Source organism: Paenibacillus vietnamensis (assembly GCF_020169515.1).
GTDB classification, from domain to species: domain Bacteria; phylum Bacillota; class Bacilli; order Paenibacillales; family Paenibacillaceae; genus Pristimantibacillus; species Pristimantibacillus vietnamensis.
This window is the reverse complement of sequence record NZ_JAHMHW010000005.1, coordinates 290,037-313,602: the sequence shown is the minus strand read 5'-3', so window position 1 is coordinate 313,602 and position 23,566 is coordinate 290,037. Positions and strand designations below refer to the sequence as shown.

Genomic DNA, 23,566 nt, shown 5'->3' with positions numbered 1-23,566 from the left:
CGTCATTCCTTGCCATTGCCGGCTTCACCATGGTAGCCCTTTTCCCCATACGGCTGCAGCTTCTCCACCCAATGCTCCTTCAGCTCGGCGACCTCCCGGTTGTATTGCCTAACCATATCGGCCGGCTCGCGCCCTTCCGCCGCGAGAACGTCTTTATAATCATAACGAAGCTGTTGATCGAATTTAACGGTCTCCAGAACGAGATACGAAAAATTTTCGCTTCCGTACTCCTTCCATTCCTTCTGAAGCTCCTTGTTCGGATGGCTGCCCATATTCAGCATAAATTGCTCCCGGCCCCACAAAGAATCCAGGTTGGCGGAGCCTCCTACATAAATTTTCCCGTTGGCGTTATTCTTAATCTGGAACACCCCCATCGCCCGTTCGCGCTCCTGGTATTCCGCCGTCAGCTGCTTGCGCTGCGCCTTATCCATCTTTGCTCCATCCTTTCCCTTCTTCTCTTTCACGGTTTTGCCCTGCTTTTCGCGCTTCGGCTTAACGGCTGCCGCCTGAAGCGCCGCCTGAGCCTCGTCTTTCTTAACTGCGGCAACCTGGGCTTTCAGCCAATATTCGCTGCAGTCGTCCTTCCGGTCCATGAAGCCGTATTCGATCAAATAACGCCGCAGCACGACATAGTCCTCGGCCCATACTGCCTTCAGCCGCTCGTTCACTTCCTTCTCCCCGTACTTCACGCCCCAATCGAAGCGCGAAGCGATTTGCCGCAGGACGGCGATCTTCCGTTTTTCCTTGCGCGGGAAGGAAGCAAGCGGACCGTTCGGGCCATCCGGAAAATACTGCTTCAGCACCGACGCGTTCTCTTCCTCCGTAATCGCATACCTCTCATCCACCTGCGTCGCCGTCGCATGCACGGGCATAAAGCGGGGCGCCGCGGCTTCGCCCTGCTCCATCAATTCCATAATGGCAAGAAGAAGCTTCGCCTGCTTCGCCTTCTCCTTTAGCACGAACCGGTGATTCCTCACCGTGGACGCGCTGCCGATTCCCGTCCGCTCAAGCATCTCGTTGTCGGACAAATTCGCGGCAAAGCCGCGGATCAGCTGCTTCTGCAAATCGGTCAAGCCGGTCGCCTTCTTATCCAGCTCCAGCAAATAATCCAGCATCGAGCCGTGAGCCTGCTGCACGTGAAAGCCGGCGTATTTGCCCGCCTCGTAAAACCGGCCTGAAGCCTCGTGAAGGAAAATTTCGCCTTTTTCGAACCCTTCCCCGCACAAAAGACAATAATAATGGCCCGCCGGTTCATCCCATCTATAACCCTGCTTCATCTCCCTGACCGAAGCGCTCCAAAAATGATCACTCAATTCCATAAAACAAACACCTCTTATCATCGTTTGGTTATTTAATAGACATTATATATTTATGTTTGTTTTTTATCAACAGCTAAGCGGATATAAGTGTGAAACTTATAAATTCTTAGAATTAAAAAAACCGCCCGAGGCTAAACCCCGAGCGGCAATCGATATTATCTTCTATCCTTAGGAAGAAGCAGAGCAAGCAGGCCGATCAGCGGCAATGCGCTGCACAAGCCCATTATATAGCTGAGCGTATGAGCATCCGCCAAATATCCGAGCACGACGGCGCCAAGGCCACCCATGCCGAATGCGAGGCCGGTAATGAGCCCGGAGGCGGTCCCGACCTTGCCTGGCATCAGCTCCTGAGCGTAGACGACGCTCACCGAGAATCCGGATTGCAGGATGAAGCCAAGCACCACAATCAGCGGATAAACCCAGGCGATCGGCAAATGCGGCAGCAGAAGCGCGAACGGGGCGGCTCCCAGGATCGAGATCAGCATCATTTTTTTGCGGCCGATCTTATCCGCCAGCATGCCTCCGAAAAAGGTGCCGGCAACGCCGGCGGCCAAAAACAGGAAAAGCGGCACCTGGGCGGCTTTAATGGACAGCCCGTACATATCTTCTACGTAAAATTGATAAAAATTGCCGATGGCCGCGCCGTACCATGAGCGCGCGAACACGATCGCGACGAGAATGGCGAGCGCGAAGCCGACGACCTTTGCCGATAGCTCCGGCTTCGCTTGGCCTGCGGCCTTTTTCTTCTGCATGCTTCCATTGTGAAGAGCCAAATTCGTTTTGTACCACGGCACTACCTTCATCAGAATAAGAATGGCGGTAACAGCCAGCAGAGTTCCCCACATCGCGCCCTTCTGCCCTAGCGGCAGGAAAATTGCCATTGTCATCAGCGGTCCGAGCATATGACCGAAATTACCGCCCACCTGATAAATGGATTGCGAGAACGCGCGGCGGTTGCCGGCCGCCAGATGCACGACCCTTGAGCCCTCCGGATGGAAAACCGCAGAGCCGAATCCGACGAAGACGACCGCAAGCAGCAGCAAATAAAAATTCGGGGCCAGCGCCAGACCGATCATCCCGAGCAGGCTGCAAAACATGCCGACCGGCAGCATCCATGGCGCAGGCCGTTTGTCCGACACAAGGCCGACGACCGGCTGAAGGACGGACGAGGTCATATTGAGCGTAAATGCAATCCAGCCGATTTGAGCAAGGCTGAGCTGCAGCGAATTTTTCAAAACGGGAAAAAGTGCCGTAACGACGGATTGCATCATATCGTTCATCAAATGGACAGAGCTGATTGCTACCAAAATGGCGTAGACCGTCGCGGATTTTACCGCTTCGGATCTTGCTCCTGCGACACCAAGCTGTGTTGACATAGATTGTGATCCTGCCTTTCCAATACGTTAATCCGTCATTTCCGTTATCGGATCAATCCGGTCATGCCGGGTTAAACGGCGAACTTAATGCATACGGGACTTGCAAGCTCGAGCACGGCTCCGGTCGGAGTCAGCTTCCCGCTTTCCTGATCGATGCGGAACACTACAATGCTGTTTGTCTTCTGATTCGCAGCCAGCAGATGGCCGCCATCCGGAGTAATTGCGAAATTGCGCGGCGTCTCGCCGCCGCAGCCGGTATGCTCCACCAGCGTCAAAGCTCCGTTTGTCTGATCGACTGCAAACACGGCGATGCTGTTATGCCCGCGGTTGGAGCTGTACAGGAATCGGCCGGATGGCGCAAGGTGAATATCGGCGGCATCGTTGTAGCCGTCATATCCGGCCGGCAGCGCGGAAACGGCATCTCCTGCCGTCACAGCTCCCTGCTGTGCGTCTACATGCAGCAAAGTGACGGTCGAATCCAGCTCGCCGAGCACATAGCCGACCGGCAGCGAAGGATGGAACGCGAGATGGCGCGGTCCTGCGCCTCTCTGCACTTTGCAGACGCCATGCTCCGTCAGCGTAAGGCTCTCCGCATCGTACCGATATACGATAACGGCATCGAGTCCAAGATCGGCGGCGCATACGAAGTCCGTCTCCCCAAGCGGCATAATGCAGTGCGCATGCGGTGCGTCCTGCCTTGCCGCGTTCGGCCCGAGTTCGCCGGCATGACGGGGCACGGAGGCCGCCTCTTCAAGCCGGCCGTCCTCGCTGACCGGCAGCAATGCGGAATTGCCTCCCGTGTAGTTTGCTGCGAACAAAGCTTTGCCCGCACGGTCGATGCTAATATAGCAGGGATGCGCGCCATGCGTCAGCTCCCGGTTGAAAATTCCGTTAATAAGGCCGTGCGTCTCGTCTAGCTCGTACGCCACCGCAGAACCGCCGGCCGCGCCGCCGGTTTCCCCCGTTTCGCTTACCGCATACAGCAGACTTCCGTTAGGGTGGAGCGTCAAAAAGGAGGCATTTTCGAGGCCCGCCACGCCTTGTACGATTTTTATTTCATTAGATGCCGCATCAAAGCTGCACACATGGATCGTCGATTCCTCGGCCGCCCCGTATGAGCCGACGTAGAATATTCCGTTAAAAGCGCGTTGTTCTGAATGATTGCTCATATCCATACTCCCAACCTTCCGGCATTTTTTAGCGTTAAACTGACCATAGCACAAGCCGCCCCGGCAAACAATGTCTTTTTTCGAGCGAAAATGTCACTTATTACCAGGTAATCACTCTAGTAAACTTTTGCGATTTATCGAAATATAAGACTTCACAAAAGTTATTGTGATATGTTACAATGTAAGCGCTAACACGTCAGTTGTTCACTTTTCTAAAGGGGGAATCAAGATGGTGAATAAATCACTGAGCGAACGGAACGTATATGAGGATTTTGATTTGGAATCGGACATTTTGTACTTCAAGACCGGTATCCAGGGTCTCGTAAGCTTCCACGGCAGAAACTATAATATTAAAAAGAGAATGACTGCCGAGCAGATCCAGCAATTGACGCGTGACCACGGCTTCTATCCGATCAGCTCCAATTGCTACATCAATATCGGCAAGATCAAGACGATCAGCGACGGCACCATTTATTTCGGGACGGACGTTTCCGAATCGAAGCAGGTCACCGTTAACCGCCGTAAGCAATACGTGATCCAGCAGCTGTTCTCGCAGCGGTCCTCAAGCAAGGATTTGCGCATCACGCCGTAATGGCATCGCCAGCCGCCCTTATACCGCAAATACGCGGAAAAGGGCGGTTGTTTGTTTCCTCCCGTCCTGCTATTCTTAGGGTTGGGCATGATACATTTGATTGGGAGGATTCCAATGTCTACACAAGGTCAAGCATTCGAACAAGCATTCCATGACGAACAAGCCGTCTGGCTGCAATGGGGCGCGTATGAAGCGGCCGTTTTGCCTGCGGTAGGTGCGAATCTCATCGCTTTCCGCGATAAAGTGAACGGCTACACGATCCTTCGCGAGCCGTCGGCCGGGGAAATGGACGCATTTAGAGCCAATCCGGGCGTCCACGGCATTCCCGTTCTGTTTCCGCCGAACCGGTACGAGGACGGAACGTTTACCTGGAACGGCAGAACATACACCTTCCCGGTGAACGAAGCGAAGACCGGCAACCATTTGCACGGCTTCTTCCATACGGCGGCATGGAACGTAGAGGACTTCGGCACGAACAAAACCGAAAGCTACGTTTCTCTGAAAATCTCAATCGACGAAACACACGATATTTACAAATACCTGCCACACCGCTTCACGATCAAGCTTCGTTACTCGCTGAACGACACCGGCCTTCTGCAGCATGTATCCGTACATAACGAAGGAACGGATGCAATGCCTTGCATGCTTGCTTTCCATACGGCGGTCAATGCGCCGTTCGCGCCTAACAGCACGTCCGAGGATTACCGATTCACGCTCACGACCGGCAACCGCTGGGAGCTAAGCGATCGGATGCTGCCGACCGGAAGCTACCAGACACTCCTTCCCGAAGAGGAAGCGATGAAGTCCGAAGGGCTAAATCCTTTCTGGGCGTCGATGGACAACCATTACACCTCGGAGCCGCAAAATGGCCGTAATGCCATGGAGCTTACGGATACGCGCAATAACGTGACGCTCGTCTACGACGTCGGCACGGGCTACAAGCAGTGGATGATCTGGAATAACGGCAATACACCGGGCTTCTTCTGTCCGGAGCCGCAGCTTAACCTGGTGAACGCGCCTAACGTGGACCTTCCTGACGAGCAAAAAGGCTTCGTCTCGCTGGAGCCGGGCGGCATCTGGGAGGAAACGAGCCGCTTGTACCTCAAAAAAGCATAGACAACAACTGAAGCAGGAAGGGCGCAGCGCCTCTTCCTGCTTTTTTTATTGAACAACCGGCTCTACACCCCCATTCCCTTAAGCCTCCTGCCCGCTAATATAATCCGCCGTACGAATGGCTAACGCTGCGGAAGTCAGCGTTGGATTGGCTGCACCCGCGTACGGAATAACGCTGTTGTCGGCGACGTAAAGTCCGGCAATGCCGTGAATTTGGCCATATCGGTTCGTCGCAGAAGTGTGAGGATCCTCCCCCATGCGGCAAGTGCCTGTCTCGTGGTTGCCGGAGCCAGGCGGCCGGACGCCGGAAGTACTTTCAGTCGGCTGGGAAGGTTCGAGGTTAGACGCCCTCAAGGCATCTTGAACCGCAGATAGCATTTGTGCAGTGACCTTCCGATCAGCAGCTGAAAGCGAGTATTCGATTTGAACGCTCGGATTGCCATAGCTGTCCTTATTGGCATGATTTAGACGGATCCCGTTTTCGAAACGGGGCTCGTGTAATAGGGTTCGATTTCCGAATAAGGAATTGGCCAACGTGCAAATACGGAAGGATGCATCCGCGGGGTAACCGCATCCCAGAGCAGCGTTCTGCCGCCGAGGGCCGTCAACAGCCGCGCCCCGCGAAACTCAGGGGAGGCCAAGGCTTTGTCAGCGACGTATAATATTCTCCAAGCTCATCGGACAATATCGAGAGGTTTCTGCCGTTCGTCGGCAGGATCGGATCCCCCGCTTCGACTACGCCGATCCGTTTCTCCGTTCCTTTCCGGCGCTGGCATAATCGCCAAAGAGCGGCTCCTCCTCCCGCTCCCGTCCCGACAATGACAGCGTCATATTCGATATGAGCCATTTCTTCGAGCGGAACCGTTTTTATCCATAATCGGCTGGAGGTTACATTGGTATCCGGAGCCTCCGCATATTGCAGAAAGGGAGCTTCAGGAATGACGACCTGCATGCCGCGAACCGGCTGATCCGCATGAACAATCGAAGGATTTGCGGCCAATAAGCTCTGCAGCGTTACTGCGGACCGTATAGCGATGCTTCGGGGCGTGTCGCCTGCGCCGGCCAAATAAATTTTTACGGGCATCACCTCATTTTGCTACGGTTGAAACGCCGAATAACAAGCCTATTTTACAAAAATCAATGTTCTTTTACGGCGAGAAAACATATCCTATTATATTCGAAGATTTGACAGGATCGGGTATGGAACAATGTAAGAGTTTCAACGGCAGAAGGAGGAGGGGTCTTCGATGGGATACGGACGCCGCTTACAGCGCGCTAAAGTAAACATTAATATTAAAAACATCAACGTCACGACGATGAGCGGCTCCGCCTCCTTTAACGTTGGAGACTTTGCGGTCATTGACCCGATCAGCAGCCAGAATACGGCTACCGAGAATTTTAACAGCAACAACAACTTCAGCAGGACGACGACGACGCAGCACGGCGGCGCCGGCGCCTTCAATACGGGTAATAACAACAAGTTCGTTACGCCGTTTAACCGGATTAACGACCTTGGCAACGGCGGAAACGGCAATTTGAATTGAGGGGGAACTCCCGCTTGAACTATCCTTATTCTTATCTCTATTATCCGTATTATTGCTCGTACGGATATTCAAGTCCTTATCAGGACCCTAGCCAGAGCTACTATTCGGATCCGGCGGCCGCCGCGTATCCGGTTATTATACAATCCATTCAGCAGCTGCAGCAGCTGCAGCAGCAAACGTCCCGGCTGCTTCTTCATATGCAGAGACAGGTTGCCGATTTGCAAGCCGGCATACAAAGAGTCGAGCAAATCCGGCAGCCCTCTAACACCTACATTCATAACGAATTCGAAAAGTTCGACATCATTCTGGACTCCATCAACCTGGAGTCGCTCAGCGGCTCTATGCAGATCGGCCTGTTTAACGGCTCGCCGCCTTCCGGAGCAAATCCGCCTACCGTAACGACGACGAATATTACGTCACCCGCTCCGCAGGCAAGCGCTCCTTCAGGCACTGCGGCCCCGGGAGCCCCTTCAGGCACTGCGGCTCCGGGAGCCCCTTCAGGCACTGCCGCGCCAGGAGCTGCGGGACTCCCATCCGGCACCGCTGCGCCCGGGGGGTTCCCGTCAGACGTGACGGCGCCGGGGTTCCCGTTCGGCGCGGCAACACCGGGATTCCCGTTCGGCGCGGCAACGCCAGGATTCCCGCCTGGCTCGACAGTACCGGGATTCCCGTTTGGCGCGACGCAAACGACGACACCCGGTTCAGAATCGATCCCGGGAAGCGACGACGTTGTGGGTCAACTGCTTCCCGGCTCCACCATTCCGCAAGGCGTGGTCATCCCGCCGGGGCTTCCGCTTCCGCCGGGCGCAACGCTCCAAAGCGGCAGTGCGCCCTTAGCTCCGGGACAGGAGCCGCCTTCCGAGGCCGTGCCGCAAGGAGCTACCGTCATCCAGCCCGGCATGGAGCTTCCTCCGGGAGCTATCGAAATTGCGCCGGGTATCGCGGTACTGCCGCCGGGAACATCGCCGCTGCCGGCCGGTACGCCGCTGCCGCCCGCTCCATAAACGGCGGTTCAGGCGGCGCAGCCAAACAAAGACGGAGTATAAGCAGCATTATGTTGCTTATACCCCGTCTTTTTTCAGGGTGCGTTTCATCATTTCCAGCTTCTGCCTCAAAAATTCCCGTTTGATCCCCTTCATTTCATCTTTCATTTGTCCGATCATTTCAGACTCTTCCTCCAGCCTCTCGTTAATTTCGGACGGACTGGACAAATTTTTCATGGCATCGGAAAATCCGCTTTTCTTCAACATGCTGTTATAGATTTCTAATGCAGGACGGTTCAGAAGATCAAGCTCCGCAAAGGGCTTGCCCTGCTCTTTCAAGTCATTTTTCCAATACTGATACGTCCGCTCGTACAAGCCTTTCACTTCGCTTTGACTGAATCCGCCCTTACGGCTCCATTCGTCGATCGTCTCATTGATCAAAAACTGCTGAACGGCCAGTTTGACTTCAATATTCATCAACTGATCCCCTAAGTTGCCGATGACCGCTTCCATAATTTTGGCGTACTCGGTAAAAAAGGAATTCGGATATACTTGCCGGCTGACATTCCGCTGCTTTATTGTTCCAGGCTTTCTTTTTTTGGGAGAGGCTCCGGAAGCTTTCCTTCGTTTCGGTCTCTTCTTAGGCATAAGAACACCCCTTTGCCTCCGCACATCGAATATTACATTTTATATACGAACGGTTCTGCGTATGTCAAAAACGACGGCCAATCATCCTGATCGGCTGTCGTTCTGTCGTTCTGTCGTTCTGTCGTTCTGTCGTTACACCAGAGGTTCCTGAATTAATGTTGCAAATTTAAATTGGTGGACATGATCGTCATTAAATGTCGTTTGACCCGTTACGAAATGTACATGTTTTCCGTTTCCAACCGGAATTGCCGGTCCCGTACGAATCTTTTTCAGTTTATGGAAATGGCCGAAGAAATCCGTTCTCGTGAGATCGATTTCATGGATATGACTTCTTCCTTTAGGGATCGCCTGCCCTGTAACACCTGCAAAGCGGTGATTATGCCGGTCATCCCCTTCTTCCGCCAGTTTAGTGCTTCCTTGGAATTCATGAACGTGCCTCTGCATCTTTTTACAAGACTTCACGTTCTTCCATGGTCTTGATTTTTTTCTCTTCATTCGCTGCTTGCCTCCTCAGTATTTCGTGCCCATTACAGATTATGTGACTCTAAACATCCTATTAAGGCAAGCAAATAGATGTGCTAGGCAGCTATCTGAGGCTATTAAAATAGTAAGCATAAATGTGCCGCTGCACATCTTTGACGTTCTACGGAATATCTTGCGAAACTTGGAGTGACTAATGTCGGAAAAGAATGTAAAATGTAAGCATCAGCCCTCTTATGTCGAATGAAAGGGAGTCTGCGATGCTGAAACGTTTTCGATCCGCCGTCATGATGACATGCCTGTTATCGGTTTTTATTGCAGCGGTGCCGGTTAATGCGGGATTTTTTGACCGGATCAAGGAAATTTACAATACTCCCGAGAAAATCAGCGAGCTGGAAGCCCAGTACCTGGAAGCGAAAGCGGCTCTGGACGAGCAGCAGGAGGAGCTTGAGCAATCGAGGATAGCCGCCGAAGAATACGCGAGGAAGCAGCAGGAGCTGGCCGGGCAAAACGAGCAATACCGCCTGCAGAACGAACAGCTGATCGCCCGGAATGCAGGCTTACAATCCGAGCTCGAGCGGATGAAGAGCGACAGGGAATCGTTTACGGACATGCTTTTCCGCATCGCGGCCATTGTGGCGGCTCTAGCGGCGGCCTACTACGTCTCGCTTCGTCTGTGGCGCTATTCGGTGTGGCGCAGGCAGCGCTCGGACAGCGGACGGAGCTTCGGCGGATGAACGTTACCGTTCCCGCACGCACGGGTCATGTTCATGTCCGGCTTGAGGATGGCGACAAGCTCCACGTCCTGCATCCCAAGTCGATTGTCGCCTACCAAGGGGCGCCGCAAAGCCGCGAGGACCGCTTTATGGATTTGGCCGGCATTTACCGCAAGAAGAGGTGGATCCGTTCCGCCCTCTCGGGACCGTCCGAGTTTATCCTCGGCCTTCCGGCAGGCTGTTCGCTGGAGTCGGTGCCGATCGGTGAGCATAGCGATCTGCTGTTCGATTTCCGCCACGTTATCTTTTTCTCAGACGGGATGCAGTTCAAGTCGGTCGTGCAGAAGCTGAAAAACGCCTGGATTACAAAAGAATTCGTCCGCATGCGCTTTTCCGGGCCGGGAACGCTCGGCGTTATCACGGCCGGGGATCTGATGCCGATCCAGCTTCACCCCACCCGGCCGCTGTACGTCGAGACTGGCGCGCTCGTCGCCTACCCCGAGAAAGCATCTATTGAGCTGTCCGTCTACGGTAACAAGCTGGCCAGCCAGCACATGAACGTTCAGTGGGAAATCCGCGGCAGCGGGCCCGTCTTGATCCAGACCGGCTCCCGCGATGCGGAGCTGGAGGAGCAGCTGCAGAACGGCGGATTTATAAAGCGAATTTTGCGAGAGGTGCTTCCGTTTGGAGGCGTTTATATTAAATGAAGCAGGAGGGCCGGCTTTTAGTAGCTGGCCCTCCTTGCTTATGCGAACCTAATGCGGATTATATTCTGCTGCATTAAGTGCATCAGAAACCTGACATCGACGTCTCCGGATCGACCTCTGCTGCACTTTTGCAGCAGAATTCAGCCGCAACACGCCAAATCAGTTACTCGGACCCGAATCTGATGCATAAAGTACATCAGAACCTTCAGCTAGTCTCCATATTCCTCCATCTGATGTACAAAGTGCATCAGAACCTTCAGCTAGTCTCCATATTCCTCCATCTGATGTACAAAGTACATCAGAATCTCCAACTAGCTTCCATGTCCCTCCATCTGATGCACAAAGTACATCAGAAACCTGACATCGACGTCTCCGGATCGAACTCTGCTGCACTTTTGCAGCAGACTTCAGCCGCAACACGCCAAATCAGTTACTCGGACCCGAATCTGATGTACAAAATACATCAGAACCTTCAGCTAGTCTCCAAATACCTCCATCTGATGCACAAAGTACATCAGAACCTCCTACTAGTCTCCAAATACCCCCATCTGATGTACAAAGTGCATCAGAACCCCCTATGCACGCCAACAAGGGCGGTTCGAATACGAACCGCCCTTGCCTGAACCACTATTCCTATACGCCCTGCAGCGTAAACCGGTAAGAATAAGTCCGGTTCGCGTAAAGCGTGTATTCCTTCTCCGGACGCTGACCCCAGCTGTCGTTGCCGCCGACGCCCATCTGCTTATGGTTGACACGAACGACCGTCTTGTCGCTGACCGGAAGCATGTGAATATGGTCATGCGCTTCCAGCTCGGACGGCGTGTACGGCAGCACGTTCAACTCAAAATGCGGCGCGCCCTTCAGCACGATGCCTTCCCCTTGCGCATTCGTCACAGTAGCGCGGCGAACCTCCATCTTGTTGCCGCATTCCTGCGGACGGATGTACGGCACCATCTGATCCTGCACCTTGCCCGAATAAAGCCCAAGCTTGCCGCCCGTTTGGCGATCCCAATACGTTTCATCCGGCCCTTTGCCGTACCAGCTAACCTGATCGTACTGCGCAGGCATCTGGAACAGGATGCCCACCTCCGGAATTTCCGGCAAGTCCGCACCAGGCAGAAGCTCCTCATACACTTCTACCTCGCCTTGTCCGTTGACGTTATAGACTAGAGAAACCTGCGACTCGGCGGTCGTCGGCAAGCTAAAGCTCGCCTCAACCGTAACCCGGCTCGCGCCGATCTCCCAACTCATGCCGCGCAGCGTTCGTTCCGCGCCTGCTTCCCGCCAGGTCGCGCAGCGCTCGTGCTGCTTGTTGCCGCGGTCGTTGTCCGTATAGGCACGCCAGAAATTCGGCGCCAAGCCCGCCTGCAGACGCTCCAACCCGTTCCATACGTACGACGACAAAGCACCCGTCGCTTTATCGAACGATACGGAGAAGCCTTCGCCGCTGATGACGAGCGTACGCTCCGTCTCCTCCGCCTGCAGCGCAGGAGCAGCAGGGAGCGCTCCGACCGATGGCTTAACCGGCGCCGGCAGCACAAACTGCTCGAATGCGATCTCATGGCCCGCTTCCGCCCAAGCCGTCGAAGCCTTCAGCAGCAGCCGGACCGTCAGTACCGCTTCATCGGACCCGGACGCTAGCTGAGGCAGCTCGTATGGAAGCGTCAGCGTTTCCTCCTGCTCGGGACTTGTAGCAGCCTCGGCCGTACCTTCCTGTACGACCGTTCCGTTCACGGCTACCTGCCATGCGAGCGTATAGCTGTCCAGCGCGGTGAACAAATGGCGATTCGTCGTTTTAACCAGGCCGGCACCAAGATCAACCGCTTCGAATTTTGCGTTCTGGTAGACCTTCTTCACCTCTTGGAGCTTCGGAGACACGGTGCGGTCCGCGAAAATCACCCCGTTGCCGCAGAAATTTCCGTCATGAGGCGATTCGCCGAAGTCGCCTCCGTACAGCATTTTGACCGTGCCGTCCTCTTCCGTTACGCGGATCGCCTGATCGATCCAGTCCCATATAAAGCCGCCCTGCAGCACCGGATACTTCTCGAACAGCTCCCAGTACACGTGCAGACCGCCGCAGGAATTGCCCATCGCATGGCTGTATTCGCACAGGATAAAAGGCTTCTGCGGATTGTTCCGCGCGTAATGCTCTACGCCCTGCGGGTTCGTATACATATGGCTCTCGATATCCGAAGCCGCGTCGGACTCCCGCCAGTGGAACACGCCCTCGTAATGCACAACCCTCGAAGGATCCGCATCGCGCAGGAAATCATGCATAAGAATAAAATTGTCGCCGCCGAACGACTCGTTGCCCAGCGACCAGATGACGATCGACGGATGGTTCTTGTCGCGCTGGAACATCGAGTTGCAGCGGTCCAGCACGGCGCCCGTCCATTCCGGCCTGCTGCCCGGAACCGTGTAATCTCCCAGCTCCTTTTGGCCATAATTCCAGGAGCCGTGAGTTTCCAAATTCGTTTCATCGATGACGTACAAGCCGTATTCGTCGCACAGCTTATACCAGAGCGGATGATTCGGATAATGGGACGTCCTGACGGCATTGATGTTATACTGCTTCATCAGCTCGACGTCGCGGCGCATGTCCGCTTCGCCGATCGCGCGGCCCGTATCGCAGGAGAACTCGTGGCGGTTAACCCCTTTGAACATGACGCGCTTGCCGTTAATGAGCATCAGTCCGTCCTTGATTTCGAACCTGCGGAAGCCGACTTTGCAGCTAATCGCTTCCAGCATCGTGCCGTCCTCCGACTTCAGCGTCAAAATCAGCGTGTACAAATTCGGCTGCTCGGCGCTCCACTTCAGCGGGTTTTTCACATTCGCGCCGAGCCGGACCGCCGTCAGCTCCTCCCCTTCCACAGCGGTCTGCGCCGTCAAAGGCGCCGCGAACACGGCGTTCCGGTCCGCATCGTACAATGCGGCCTCCATCGTGATCGGACCGAGCGACTTGGCAAAATAATTCATAAGCTTGGCGTCGATAACCAGCTCTGCATCAAGGTACTGCTCGTCCAGCTCCGTCTTCACAAAGAAATCGTAAATATGAGCCTCAGGTGTCGTATACAAATACACATCCCGGAAAATGCCGCTCATCCGCCAAAAATCCTGATCCTCCAGCCAGCTCGCGTCCGACCAGCGGTATACCTCAACCGCCAGCTTGTTTTCCCCCTGGAAAAGGTAAGGAGTCAGGTCGAATTCCGAAGGCGTGAACGTATCCTGGCTAAAGCCGACCAGCTCGCCGTTCAGCCAAACATAAAAAGCCGACTCTACGCCCTGGAAGCTGATGAATACCGGCTTGCCCGCCCAATTCTCGGGTACGCTGAAGGTGCGCACGTACGATCCGACCGGATTGTAGGCGGTAGGCGCAAACGGCGGCCTAATGTCCTCGTTCCCGTCCCATGGATATCTGACGTTCGTATATTGCGGATAGTCATAGCCCTGGAGCTGCCAATGCGCGGGTACCGCGATTTCGTCCCAGCTGCTGTGATCGAAGTTTTTCTCATAAAAGTTTGCGATTCTCGACTCCGCATTCGGAGCGAACGCGAATTTCCACCGGCCGTTCAGCGTCAAATAACTTGACGACTTGCGGTGATCGCCTTCAAACGCCTCTTCAATCGTATCGAACGGCATAAGGGACGCGTGGGCATCCATCCGGTTAATCCGGAAAATATCAGGGTTATTGTTCCATTCCGGATAACCGTTTTCAGGCGGCGTATACTGGAGTTTTTGTCGCATGAATAGAGCACCTCTCTTACAGGAAGTAGTATGATATTCACATTATAATCGATTTATGAAACCCATTTCATTTAACAATTTTCATATCAACTATAAAAATATGAATCTAATCATGGCATCGCAGAAATAAAAAAGCAGCCTCGCCTTTAGCGAAAGCTGCTTCCTGGAGTTTAAATCACATCCCACAATTGCTTATGAATCTTGATCACGACTTTTTTCACTTCGCCCGGCCCATCCACTGAGCAGCACGGACGGTGAACGTCGGAGGGATAGAAAACCGCGAACTGGCCTGGCGTCAGTACCAGACTGGATTCAAGTTTTTCCTTCCTTTCGTAAAAAACAACATCCCGGCCGGCCAAGTCCTGTTCTTCGATGACCAGCTGATCGGAGAGCTTGATCACATCGATTCTCTCTTCCCCGCTCACGACAAACTGAACGTCTACATAAGTCTCATGAGACTCCAATCTCTGCTCGCCGCTCGGCTTCGTCACGATTCGCTGCACCAAAGCAAACATAAGCCCTCCCTCTTCGAGCTCATATTTGCCCGGCTCCTTGCCCGAAAGCCCGCCTGACTGCAAATGCTCCAACGCTTTCCGGATCGCTTCGGGATAAATGTGACGCTCCTGGTCCATGTGCTTAATATCGCCTATTATCATAAATTAAACGCTCCTCTCTTCCTGCTTTAAATCAAATAATCCGTTACTATCTTCTATCCCCATTCTATTTCTCCTGCTTCTCATACTCCTCGACATACATTTTCGTCAGCCGGTGCAGCTGCTCCACTTCCAGCCGGTCAGTAGCCGTAAACTCATCTGTAGTTTTGGCTTCACCCCGCATCAGTTCCGCTGTACAAACTGCATCAGAAACCTTACATGTACGGAGGCTCATAGCGATGTGCTGCACTTTTGCAGTAGAATCTTTCACTTACACTCCAATTAGGCCGATTTGGCATGATTCCGCTGCATAAACTGCAGCGGACCAACGTACAGCATCGTGTTTTTGTCTTCCTGGTGTATAAACTGCAGTAGAATAATTAGCGCTATTATCTGGTGGGACGCGCAATTCTATAATGGGTGTCTCATCAGACATTGGTATGAATTACCATAACCCTATTCCATTTGTCCTTAAAATTCGTATATCATTTGGTATGTCCAAATGAATACTAAACATCTTAGCTTCCGGCACCGCCGGGGAATCATTTTGGCAGCCAATTAATGAAAAAACTGCCAGCAAAATAATAAAAACGAAATTCTTCAATTGAACAATTCCTTCCTTGCTCCTACCCACCCGACCCCATCCGATTCATACCGAGGAAAGATGTGCATGAAGGATCAGGATATGGCCTTCGTTCAATGGATCAATGGAGCGATATCTAGAATACAAGTAACCTGTTCATTTTCGTAAACAACGTGAGTTTCCAGCTGTTTATCCGCAAGTTGGCAGCCTAGACATTGACTCTCGAACATGTTTCTATAAAAATTGATCTGTTACGCAAGAGTTTCAACTCTCGGACAAGACTTGGAGGCGCAGATCGTGAGGGAGTTGCCGCCGCGGAAGCTCCTTTTACTTATTCACGAAATGAGGCTTACTGCTAAATAGCAAAGACAGCTGATCGCTCTGACCGGCTGCCGTCTAGTCTTGATTAAGCTGTCGTACCTGCTTTAGCGTAATGCGTAACCATTTAAATTTTAGCCAACTCTTTTCTATTTGGAGCATGCGGCGGTTCTTCTAACCATCCTCTGTCAATTAATATTTCAGTACCCTCTTTCCCGTATTGCAAAATTTCTACAATTATTTTTAAGTATTCATTTACCAAATCAATCCTTGAAGAAACAGAAAGCGCATGACCAATAAAGTGTACACCTTGAGTTTGAAGCAGTGTGACAAGGTTCAATATCAACCTGTCTGAAAAAGGAGAGACCGTTGAAGTTGACACTTCGGAATTAACCATAATTGAACCCATTAGGTCTTCTTTAATCAGAGTATCATTTAGGAACCGAATCTGTTTTTGAGCTAATTCTTTTCCATCCATCAAGTATTTTTGAATTTCTTTATCCTTTGTAACTTGTATGAAACCATTGAGTAAAACTAGCCCAAAGTAGTTTCTTTCAATGTTAAAGAACATCTCGGATAGTTCAAGTACATTTAAAGGGCGTTTCTGTTCCAGCCATTTGGATAAAAAGGCTTCTTTTTTACGAACAAATTCGATGTGGTCCGGGTAAGGGATCATTGGAGGACGGTCATAAATTCCTATAGATAGGAATAAGTTAACGGAATCATTATAAAGCTCCAGTGTGGATTGTAAACAGTCAGTGAAGAAGATTCGAATATCCTTACGAGCAACATTCGAGGTTAATACACCGTAGTTTACCAAACCAATTCGGCTCATGCCATAAACATAACTCAATGGGAAAAGATCAAAGAACAATGGAGGGGCATTCAAATCAACATCTTCATCGGAAAAACCCTTCGGGATTGGGAAACCTTCTTTTTCAAAGATGTTCCTGATTTCCTTTACATGTTTCTCGGATAATTCAAGGGACTTATTAACGATGGTTTTAACATCTTCATTAGTTAAATGATGCAAAAAGTGCTTGGAGATGCAAATCGCCATACTGTCATTGATAAATGTCATCCATAAGCCAGCAATTTCCGTTGAGGATAGACCTACTTTATGTTCCACATTCATTCTGATAAACTCCTTCTTGAGTGTGCGGTTTTTTAATGAGTATGTGCTACCCAAATAAAACTTATGTACGAAATAACGGACTTGCCTATCTTAAAGGATTTACTTTAAACATAACGAAAAAAAATAAGGGGTTGAAAACAAGTTGGGGGGATGAAAAGTGAAAAGTTCCCGGAAATAAAAAAATGCCTCCGCGAATTGATCGCAAATAGGCATCTAAAAAACCCAACTGAAGATAAGACCTGTGTCTAGCTTCTTTATTCCAAGTAAACAATCTCGTCTGCAACCTTAGAAATAAGCAAAATAATCTACAAATACAGTTTTCATTAAATGGAAATGACACAGTTAATTTCATCAATCTCCCTCAAAACGAAAAATAACTGGATTTCACGAAGTTAATTCACCGTTTTTTTGTCCTGATCGGACATTTCGCAGAATTAACAACGTAAAATCCAGTTATTTCATAAGCCGCGCATCATCGACGAAAAATTAGTACAGAAATCCATCTAATTGCCGCGCACGAGCACGCCGCCCAAGCGCATCACAGCTGAAGCTGCTTCAAATTGTAAAACTCGCCCTTCTTCGCCATTAGCTCGTCGAAAGTACCGACCTCGGCGATCCGTCCCTGCTTCATGACGACGATGCGGTCGGCGTCGCGGATCGTCGACAAGCGGTGCGCGACGATAAACGTCGTGCGCCCCTTGATCAGCTCCTGCATCGCCTTCTGCACATGGAACTCCGACTCGTTGTCGAGCGCGGACGTCGCTTCGTCCAGGATGATAATCTTCGGAGCGCGGATAAGCGCCCGTGCGATCGCGATCCGCTGGCGCTGGCCGCCCGACAGCTTGCCGCCGTGCTCGCCGACCATCGTCTGCAGACCGTCGGGCAGCTGATCGATAAATTCGGCCAAATTTGCCATCTCCACAACCCGCCGCACGTCCTCATCGCTAATATTGCGAAGGCCGTACGTAATATTGTCACGGATCGTCCCCGAGAACAAAATGTTCGTCTGCGGCACGACCGCCAAATGCTTACGGTAGCTGCGCAGGTCAATATCCGCCAGATTGATGCCGTCCATCATCACTCTGCCTCCGGTCGGCTGCAGGAAGCCAATGACCAGATTAAGCACCGTCGATTTCCCCGCGCCCGATGCGCCTACGAAGGCGATACACTCGCCCGCCTTCACGTCCAGCGTGACGTCCTCGAGCACATGATGCTCGCTGCCCGGATACGACAGCTCAACGCCCTGGAACGAAAACTCTCCGTGAACGTCCGCCAGCTTTCTTTTGCCGCTATTGTTCTCGATGTCGGTCGACACCAATATTTCTTTGATCGAATGAATCGATTCAATACCCTTCGCAATTTGCGGATAAATGTTAATGAGTCCGGTCACCGAAGCAAGAATCATTGCAAAAAAGCCCTGGTACATGACGACGTCGCCGACTTGAATTTGCCCATTGTAGGCGAGATATGCCGTGAAGATCAGGCATAACACCTGAAAGGTCTGAAACGTGACCCAGTTCGTCGAGCCGAAATACGCCTCCACCAGATCGAGCCGGTAACCTTTGCCCTGGATATTGCGGAGCGTCGAATCGATCCGCTCGATCTCGACCTTCTCGAGGCCGTGGGCGCGCGTAATCGGGATCATCTCCACCATTTCCGACACGCGCGAGGACATCTGCTCGATTTCCTTGCGGAATTCCTTGTTGGATTTCCGGATTTTGCGGCGGAAGACGGTTACAATCGAAATCGACATCGGAATCGTCAGCACAAAAAACAAAGAAACGATCCAGCTGCTCTTCAGCGTAATAACGAACGACACGATAATATTAACGACCGCAGGCGCCAAAGCGATCATAAACTGCTTCGACATCATCTCGACCGCTTCCACATCGCGGAGCACCTTGGACTGCAGCTTGCCTGCAGGCAGCTCGCGGTGCGAGTTGATCGACAGCTGCTGCAGCTTGCGCACAAGCGCGCTCCGGAGGCCAGCCTCCACATATCGGATCGCGCGGCTAAGGAACGATATGTACGCCGCGTGCGTCGGTATATTTTGCAAAATAACGATTAAAATAACCGCAAAATTAATCCAGATCCCGCTGATCGGATGCTGCTCCGGGTTCGTCGCGATATTGATGATGTTGGCCGTAACGATCGGCAGCACATACACCGGCGCGCTCTTGATAAGCAAAAACAGCAGCGAAATCGTCAGATTCGTAAAATTCCCCTTATAAAGCGAAAGCAAAAACTTTATCGGACCGGCCTCCTGGTCCAAAGCGGCGTTTTCGAACGTGCTTCCAAGCCCCCTCGCTCCTCCGCCGATACCAGCCTTGGCCTTGACTGCTCTTTCGCTCATGTTGCTCTCCATCCTTCTGCAGCTTGACATACCGCGGCGCTGGTGCCTACGGTCTACTACGGCCACCATCTTACGCTCATTTGCAAGGGCTGTAAATGTGCGATATGGCGTTAATTTTATCCGATTTGGCTGCTCCGCTACCTTTGCGTACCTTTGTAATCCTTCGGCGTGACGCCGACCATTTTTTTGAACAGCTTGTTGAAATAGACCGGATCGCTGTAGCCGACCAGCTGCGAGATTTCATAGTTTTTCAAGTTGGGATGATCGGTCAAAAACTGCTTCGCTTTCTCGATCCGGATATCGATCAAATATTCGGTCAGCGTAATGCCGGTTTCCTGCTTGAACAGCCTGCTGAGGTAATTGGCGCTCATGCCGACGTTTTCCGCCATCCGCTCCATCTCAAAGTTTTTGTCGTACTCCTGCTCCAGAATCGCCTTCATCCGCTCAATGACGTGATGCTCTTTCTCGTTTGAGGCTTCTTCCCGGTCCGCCGCGCCAGCCGAATGCTCCGCTTTACCGCTTTCCGACCGTTCCTGCTTGATGCGGACGAGCAAATCATACAGGCTCGTTTTGTCGACCGGCTTCAGCAAATAATCGCGGACTCCGAACCGCAGCGCACGGCGCGCATAGTCAAATTCGCTGAAGCCGCTGAGCACGATAGTCGCGACCCGTTTGTCCTTCATCTGCTCGATCAGGCGCAGCCCGTCCATGAGCGGCATTTTGATATCCGTAATGAGAACGTCGAGCTCGCCCTCGCCCAGCTTGGAAATATGCGTCCATGCGTCCATTCCGTTGCTATAAGAACCGATGATTTGAATGCCAAGCTCCATGTTGGTCATAATTTTTTGAAGCCCGAGCCTGATCAATTCCTCGTCATCGGCAATGATAATGTTCATCCCGGCCACACTCCTTTGCCATCGCCTCTTTCATTTTGCCCAAAAATGAAAGCTGCCGCAAGAACCGAAAAAAAACAAAGCGGGCGGCTTATTTCACCGCACCGCTCGTAACGCCCGCAAAAATGTACTTTTGCAAAAACAGATAAAGAACCGCCGTCGGAATCATGATGATCAGAATCGCCGAAGAAATCATCTGCCAGTCGCCGCTGTTCACCCCGAAAAACCGCATCAGCGAGGTGGACACGACGACATGCTCCGCTCGCGGCAAATAGAGATAAGGAGTATACATATCGTTGTAAATGGCGATGGTTTTCAAAATGACGATCGTAGCCGTCGCCGGAGCAAGCAGCGGAAAAATGATCGAGCGGAAAATCCGGATTAGGGATGCGCCCTCAAGCATTGCGCTTTCGTCCAGCTCATTCGGGATGTTCTTAATAAACTGCAGGAAAATATAGATCTGTAAAATGTCCGCGCCGACATAAATGAGCACCGGGCCCATTAAATGGTTCGTCAGATCAAGCATTTGCACCGTTTTGTAGTTAACGACCTGCGTCGTAATCGACGGGATGATCGTCGCGAACAGAAACAGGCCGAGCAGCGGCCCTTTGAGCTTGAACTCAAAGCGTCCGACCGCATAACAAAAAGCCGAGCCGAGCAAAATATTCAAAATTAGCGTAATCGCGACAATTAGAATCGTATTGCCGAAGGCCGTCGTCATATCCGCCTGCTTGAAGGCCTGAACGAAGTTTTTGAAGTACAGAAAGCTGTCCGGCGCCGAAATATACGATTTGCTGTGGAATTCCTCCTTCGTCTTGAAGGCGTTCACAACTATGATATAGGGCGGAAATAAAATCGCAAATACCGCGAGCAGCAGCGATGCATATTTGACCGAATCCCAAAGTCTGTTCGTGCGGTTCACCGGTCAGTCCCCCTTTCCGTTCAGCAGGAAACGCTGAATCGACAATACGACGATGACAAATAGCAACAAGACGACGCTCATGGCGGAAGCGAGCCCATAGTTGTTGAACTGGAACGCGGTCTCGAGAATTTTCATAACGAAGGTTTCGCTCGCTCCTGCCGGACCGCCCTTCGTCAGCACGAACGGGAGATCGAACACCTCTAATGCGCCGGTGACCGTCAGGAACAAATTGAGCTCAATAATTTTGTAAATGTTCGGAAGCGTGATGCTAATAAATTGCTGCCAGCCGTTAGCCCCGTCGATGGAGGCCGCTTCGTAAATGTCGCCCGGTATGGATTGGAGCGCCGCCAAATAAATAACCATATTAAAGCCCATAAACCGCCAAAACCCGATGGAAGCAAGCGTATAATTGACAAAGGATTCGCTGCCGAGCCAGCTCGTCTCGGATAAAGCACCGAAGCCCAGCTGTCCTAACAAATAATTGAGCGAGCCGTTCGTCGTGTCAAACACATACCCGAACAGATAAGCAACTGCAACGCCGTTTAAAATATAAGGCAAAAAGAGCAGCAGCCGGAAAAAGTTTTTCCCCTTCAGCCTGCCGTTCAGCACCACCGCAAAATAAATCGCAACGATGTTCTGCACGATCCCGACGGCGAAATAAGCAAAGTTATGCTTGAAGACGCCGAAAATCTCGGGATTCGAAAACACTTCCTTATAATTGGCCCAGCCGATCCACTCCTTGTCCGGACTTAACCCGTCCCAGCTCGTGAAGCTCAGCCTGACCAGCTCAAGCGCCGGGTAATACGAGAAGGTGAGTAGCAGCAGCAGCGGCAGCGCGACAAAACTTATGATGACAACCCTTTTTTGCTTATTAAAAGGAAGTCTGCTTAACATAGGACAACCCCTTCCTGCTTCTTTCTAATTGAAAGGACGGCAGGGAGCGCCACAAGCGGCGGCCCCTGCGCCTCCTTTGCGCTATAGTCCAAGATCCTTTTTCGCTTTCGCCCAGGCTGCGTTTACCTTGTCGAGCACCTTCTGAGGATCCTTCGACAGCACGAACTCCTGAACCGCCGCCGCCTGATCAAGCTGCGCCTTGTTCTGGATTTGCGTCGCCGCATCCACCGGAGAAACCGGCTCGAAAAACTTCGGCGCAAAGCTGTTAAATTCGGCCAGCTGCGGCAGCTTGGATTCCTTGCTCTTCAGCGTCGGAATGAAGCCCGCAAAATCGTCGTAGCCCGATTCCTCGATCATCCAGTGAATGAAGGCTTTGGCGGCTCCCACGTTGCCGTTTTTGTTCACCGCATAGAAGAAGTCGGGGTTAAGCGGCGCTTTCGCTACGCCCGAGTTGTCGGCCGGGAACGGGAAAAATCCGATATCCTCCGCCGGCGCCCCGTTCTCGATCACCTGGTTGATGACCCAGTTGCCGAGCAAATACATGCCGTATTTGCCGGAGGCTACGTCCTTCTTCGATTGCTCCCAGTTCGTCGAGTTCACGTCGGCTTCCAGGAAACCTTTCTGGTGAAGCTCGCGGATGATGCCCCATGATTTTCCGTAAGCATTGTCCAACGTGTAAGGCGTATCCGTCTCCGCGCGCTTGTTCTGGTGGGCGGCATCTCCGCCGATCAGCGTCGGAATGTCGAATACCCAGGTATCGAGGGGCCATTTGTCCTTAAAGTTGGAAGCGAGCGGCACGATGCCCGCGTCCTTCAGCTTTTGCGAAGCCGCGAGAAATTCGTCGTATGTTTTCGGCAGCTCCGTAATGCCCGCCTTCTCGAACGCATTTTTGTTATAGACGATGCCGACCGTCGAGCCGCCGGAGGAAACGCCGTACATTTTGCCTTCGTACGCCTTCAAATCCTTGAAGTGAATGTCTCCGGAGAACTGGATGTCATCGAGCGGCGCAAAATAGTTCGGCAGCTCCGCATTCGGAATCGACGGCACAAATACGACGTCCGGGAAGTCGCCGGAGGCGATGCGGATTTTCAACGTTTTGTCGTAATCCGTGATCGCTTCGAACTTCAGGTCGACGCCCGGATACTTCTCTTCAAAGCGTTTCTCGTAATCGGCGTACTGCTTGTCGATCATGTCCGTCCTGTTCGTCAGAAAAACAAGCTCGCCGGAAATGTCCGATGCTGAGCCCGGCTCGCTCGTCGCCGTGCCGCTGCCCGCATTGTTCGTCTGCGAGGTGTTATTCGTTTCCGCGTTATTCCCTCCGCATGCCGCCAATGTTGTTAGCATGATTACAGAAACTAAAGCTAACGAATAGGTTTTTTTCATCTTACAATCCCCCTGCTATCGTTTGTTGATTCCGCTTACAT

General features: G+C 52.2%; 21 protein-coding genes. 6 read left to right on the top strand and 15 right to left on the bottom strand.

Going from position 1 to position 23,566, the window contains the following annotated elements; genetic code table 11:
* Positions 1-2: 2 nt before the first annotated feature.
* From KP806_RS13755 to KP806_RS13745, 3 genes are all read right to left on the bottom strand, one after another.
* A complete protein-coding gene (locus KP806_RS13755) occupies positions 3-1,319 on the bottom strand; it encodes a DUF2087 domain-containing protein (RefSeq protein WP_224724264.1) in 1,317 nt (438 codons plus the stop codon).
* Positions 1,320-1,474: 155 nt separating this feature from the next.
* Positions 1,475-2,695 (bottom strand): MFS transporter, encoded by a 1,221-nt coding sequence (locus KP806_RS13750; protein WP_224724263.1) that lies wholly within the window; start codon positions 2,693-2,695, stop codon positions 1,475-1,477.
* A 71-nt stretch (positions 2,696-2,766) separates the two neighbouring features.
* Positions 2,767-3,864: a lactonase family protein gene (locus KP806_RS13745; RefSeq protein WP_224724262.1), complete on the bottom strand. Its 1,098-nt coding sequence runs from the start codon at positions 3,862-3,864 to the stop codon at positions 2,767-2,769.
* Positions 3,865-4,093: 229 nt separating this feature from the next.
* Between KP806_RS13745 and KP806_RS13740 the strand changes: the two genes are divergently transcribed.
* Complete coding sequence (locus KP806_RS13740) at positions 4,094-4,456, top strand: LytTR family transcriptional regulator DNA-binding domain-containing protein (protein ID WP_224724261.1); 363 nt, start codon at positions 4,094-4,096, stop codon at positions 4,454-4,456.
* Positions 4,457-4,570: 114 nt separating this feature from the next.
* A complete protein-coding gene (locus KP806_RS13735; protein WP_224724260.1) occupies positions 4,571-5,572 on the top strand; it encodes an aldose 1-epimerase in 1,002 nt (333 codons plus the stop codon).
* A gap of 78 nt (positions 5,573-5,650) precedes the next feature.
* On the opposite strand, the gene KP806_RS13730 is transcribed toward KP806_RS13735, so the two are convergent.
* Together KP806_RS13730 and KP806_RS13725 are read right to left on the bottom strand one after the other, a co-directional pair.
* Entirely contained in the window at positions 5,651-6,103 is a 453-nt protein-coding gene (locus KP806_RS13730; protein ID WP_224724259.1) for a GMC oxidoreductase, read from the bottom strand.
* 70 nt (positions 6,104-6,173) lie between these two features.
* A complete protein-coding gene (locus KP806_RS13725) occupies positions 6,174-6,653 on the bottom strand; it encodes a LysM peptidoglycan-binding domain-containing protein (RefSeq protein WP_224724258.1) in 480 nt (159 codons plus the stop codon).
* Positions 6,654-6,816: 163 nt separating this feature from the next.
* Here KP806_RS13725 and KP806_RS13720 point away from each other — a divergent pair, with 163 nt between their 5' ends.
* Both KP806_RS13720 and KP806_RS13715 read left to right on the top strand, forming a co-directional pair.
* The gene (locus KP806_RS13720; RefSeq protein ID WP_224724257.1) at positions 6,817-7,113 is read left to right on the top strand and encodes a spore germination protein; all 297 of its coding nucleotides are present in this window, start codon (positions 6,817-6,819) and stop codon (positions 7,111-7,113) included.
* Positions 7,114-7,127: 14 nt separating this feature from the next.
* Positions 7,128-8,117, top strand: a complete 990-nt coding sequence (locus KP806_RS13715) for a hypothetical protein (protein WP_224724256.1) — start codon at positions 7,128-7,130, stop codon at positions 8,115-8,117.
* A 57-nt stretch (positions 8,118-8,174) separates the two neighbouring features.
* Here the strand turns inward: KP806_RS13715 and KP806_RS13710 are convergent, their stop codons facing one another.
* The gene (locus KP806_RS13710; protein ID WP_224724255.1) at positions 8,175-8,744 is read right to left on the bottom strand and encodes a hypothetical protein; all 570 of its coding nucleotides are present in this window, start codon (positions 8,742-8,744) and stop codon (positions 8,175-8,177) included.
* A 132-nt stretch (positions 8,745-8,876) separates the two neighbouring features.
* Positions 8,877-9,239, bottom strand: coding sequence for a YmaF family protein (locus KP806_RS13705; RefSeq protein WP_224724254.1), 363 nt, complete (start codon positions 9,237-9,239; stop codon positions 8,877-8,879).
* A 245-nt stretch (positions 9,240-9,484) separates the two neighbouring features.
* Here KP806_RS13705 and KP806_RS13700 point away from each other — a divergent pair, with 245 nt between their 5' ends.
* Complete coding sequence (locus KP806_RS13700; protein WP_224724253.1) at positions 9,485-9,961, top strand: efflux RND transporter periplasmic adaptor subunit; 477 nt, start codon at positions 9,485-9,487, stop codon at positions 9,959-9,961.
* Entirely contained in the window at positions 9,958-10,647 is a 690-nt protein-coding gene (locus KP806_RS13695; RefSeq protein WP_224724252.1) for an AIM24 family protein, read from the top strand. Before KP806_RS13700 ends, KP806_RS13695 begins: the two co-directional genes overlap by 4 nt.
* Positions 10,648-11,280: 633 nt before the next feature.
* Here KP806_RS13695 and KP806_RS13690 read toward each other — a convergent pair.
* From KP806_RS13690 to KP806_RS13655, 8 genes are all read right to left on the bottom strand, one after another.
* Positions 11,281-14,391: a glycoside hydrolase family 2 TIM barrel-domain containing protein gene (locus KP806_RS13690; protein ID WP_224724251.1), complete on the bottom strand. Its 3,111-nt coding sequence runs from the start codon at positions 14,389-14,391 to the stop codon at positions 11,281-11,283.
* Positions 14,392-14,561: 170 nt separating this feature from the next.
* Positions 14,562-15,047 carry a YhcH/YjgK/YiaL family protein gene (locus tag KP806_RS13685; protein ID WP_224724250.1) on the bottom strand — a complete coding sequence of 162 codons (486 nt, stop codon included), beginning with the start codon at positions 15,045-15,047 and terminating at the stop codon, positions 14,562-14,564.
* Positions 15,048-16,072: 1,025 nt separating this feature from the next.
* Positions 16,073-17,080 carry a DUF3231 family protein gene (locus KP806_RS13680; protein ID WP_224724249.1) on the bottom strand — a complete coding sequence of 336 codons (1,008 nt, stop codon included), beginning with the start codon at positions 17,078-17,080 and terminating at the stop codon, positions 16,073-16,075.
* 538 nt (positions 17,081-17,618) lie between these two features.
* Complete coding sequence (locus KP806_RS13675; RefSeq protein WP_224724248.1) at positions 17,619-19,433, bottom strand: ABC transporter ATP-binding protein; 1,815 nt, start codon at positions 19,431-19,433, stop codon at positions 17,619-17,621.
* A gap of 137 nt (positions 19,434-19,570) precedes the next feature.
* On the bottom strand, positions 19,571-20,329 hold the full coding sequence (locus KP806_RS13670) for a response regulator transcription factor (RefSeq protein WP_224724247.1): 759 nt from the start codon (positions 20,327-20,329) through the stop codon (positions 19,571-19,573).
* Between the two features lie 88 nt (positions 20,330-20,417).
* Positions 20,418-21,248 carry a carbohydrate ABC transporter permease gene (locus KP806_RS13665; protein ID WP_224724246.1) on the bottom strand — a complete coding sequence of 277 codons (831 nt, stop codon included), beginning with the start codon at positions 21,246-21,248 and terminating at the stop codon, positions 20,418-20,420.
* A 3-nt stretch (positions 21,249-21,251) separates the two neighbouring features.
* Entirely contained in the window at positions 21,252-22,142 is an 891-nt protein-coding gene (locus KP806_RS13660) for a carbohydrate ABC transporter permease (RefSeq protein ID WP_224724245.1), read from the bottom strand.
* Positions 22,143-22,223: 81 nt separating this feature from the next.
* Positions 22,224-23,525 (bottom strand): ABC transporter substrate-binding protein, encoded by a 1,302-nt coding sequence (locus tag KP806_RS13655; protein WP_224724244.1) that lies wholly within the window; start codon positions 23,523-23,525, stop codon positions 22,224-22,226.
* Between the last annotated feature and the right edge of the window lie 41 nt (positions 23,526-23,566).

What these genes read in the sequence shown, in the direction of transcription:
- KP806_RS13710 (WP_224724255.1), bottom strand. Translation starts at nt 8,744, where the DNA reads ATGCCTAAGAAGAGACCGAAACGAAGGAAAGCTTCCGGAGCCTCTCCC.
- KP806_RS13725 (WP_224724258.1), bottom strand. Translation starts at nt 6,653, where the DNA reads ATGCCCGTAAAAATTTATTTGGCCGGCGCAGGCGACACGCCCCGAAGC.
- KP806_RS13705 (WP_224724254.1), bottom strand. Translation starts at nt 9,239, where the DNA reads ATGAAGAGAAAAAAATCAAGACCATGGAAGAACGTGAAGTCTTGTAAA.
- KP806_RS13745 (WP_224724262.1), bottom strand. Translation starts at nt 3,864, where the DNA reads ATGAGCAATCATTCAGAACAACGCGCTTTTAACGGAATATTCTACGTC.
- KP806_RS13685 (WP_224724250.1), bottom strand. Translation starts at nt 15,047, where the DNA reads ATGATAATAGGCGATATTAAGCACATGGACCAGGAGCGTCACATTTAT.
- KP806_RS13700 (WP_224724253.1), top strand. Translation starts at nt 9,485, where the DNA reads ATGCTGAAACGTTTTCGATCCGCCGTCATGATGACATGCCTGTTATCG.
- KP806_RS13680 (WP_224724249.1), bottom strand. Translation starts at nt 17,080, where the DNA reads ATGAATGTGGAACATAAAGTAGGTCTATCCTCAACGGAAATTGCTGGC.
- KP806_RS13720 (WP_224724257.1), top strand. Translation starts at nt 6,817, where the DNA reads ATGGGATACGGACGCCGCTTACAGCGCGCTAAAGTAAACATTAATATT.
- KP806_RS13750 (WP_224724263.1), bottom strand. Translation starts at nt 2,695, where the DNA reads ATGTCAACACAGCTTGGTGTCGCAGGAGCAAGATCCGAAGCGGTAAAA.
- KP806_RS13660 (WP_224724245.1), bottom strand. Translation starts at nt 22,142, where the DNA reads ATGTTAAGCAGACTTCCTTTTAATAAGCAAAAAAGGGTTGTCATCATA.
- KP806_RS13695 (WP_224724252.1), top strand. Translation starts at nt 9,958, where the DNA reads ATGAACGTTACCGTTCCCGCACGCACGGGTCATGTTCATGTCCGGCTT.
- KP806_RS13735 (WP_224724260.1), top strand. Translation starts at nt 4,571, where the DNA reads ATGTCTACACAAGGTCAAGCATTCGAACAAGCATTCCATGACGAACAA.
- KP806_RS13690 (WP_224724251.1), bottom strand. Translation starts at nt 14,391, where the DNA reads ATGCGACAAAAACTCCAGTATACGCCGCCTGAAAACGGTTATCCGGAA.
- KP806_RS13675 (WP_224724248.1), bottom strand. Translation starts at nt 19,433, where the DNA reads ATGAGCGAAAGAGCAGTCAAGGCCAAGGCTGGTATCGGCGGAGGAGCG.
- KP806_RS13755 (WP_224724264.1), bottom strand. Translation starts at nt 1,319, where the DNA reads ATGGAATTGAGTGATCATTTTTGGAGCGCTTCGGTCAGGGAGATGAAG.
- KP806_RS13655 (WP_224724244.1), bottom strand. Translation starts at nt 23,525, where the DNA reads ATGAAAAAAACCTATTCGTTAGCTTTAGTTTCTGTAATCATGCTAACA.
- KP806_RS13670 (WP_224724247.1), bottom strand. Translation starts at nt 20,329, where the DNA reads ATGAACATTATCATTGCCGATGACGAGGAATTGATCAGGCTCGGGCTT.
- KP806_RS13740 (WP_224724261.1), top strand. Translation starts at nt 4,094, where the DNA reads ATGGTGAATAAATCACTGAGCGAACGGAACGTATATGAGGATTTTGAT.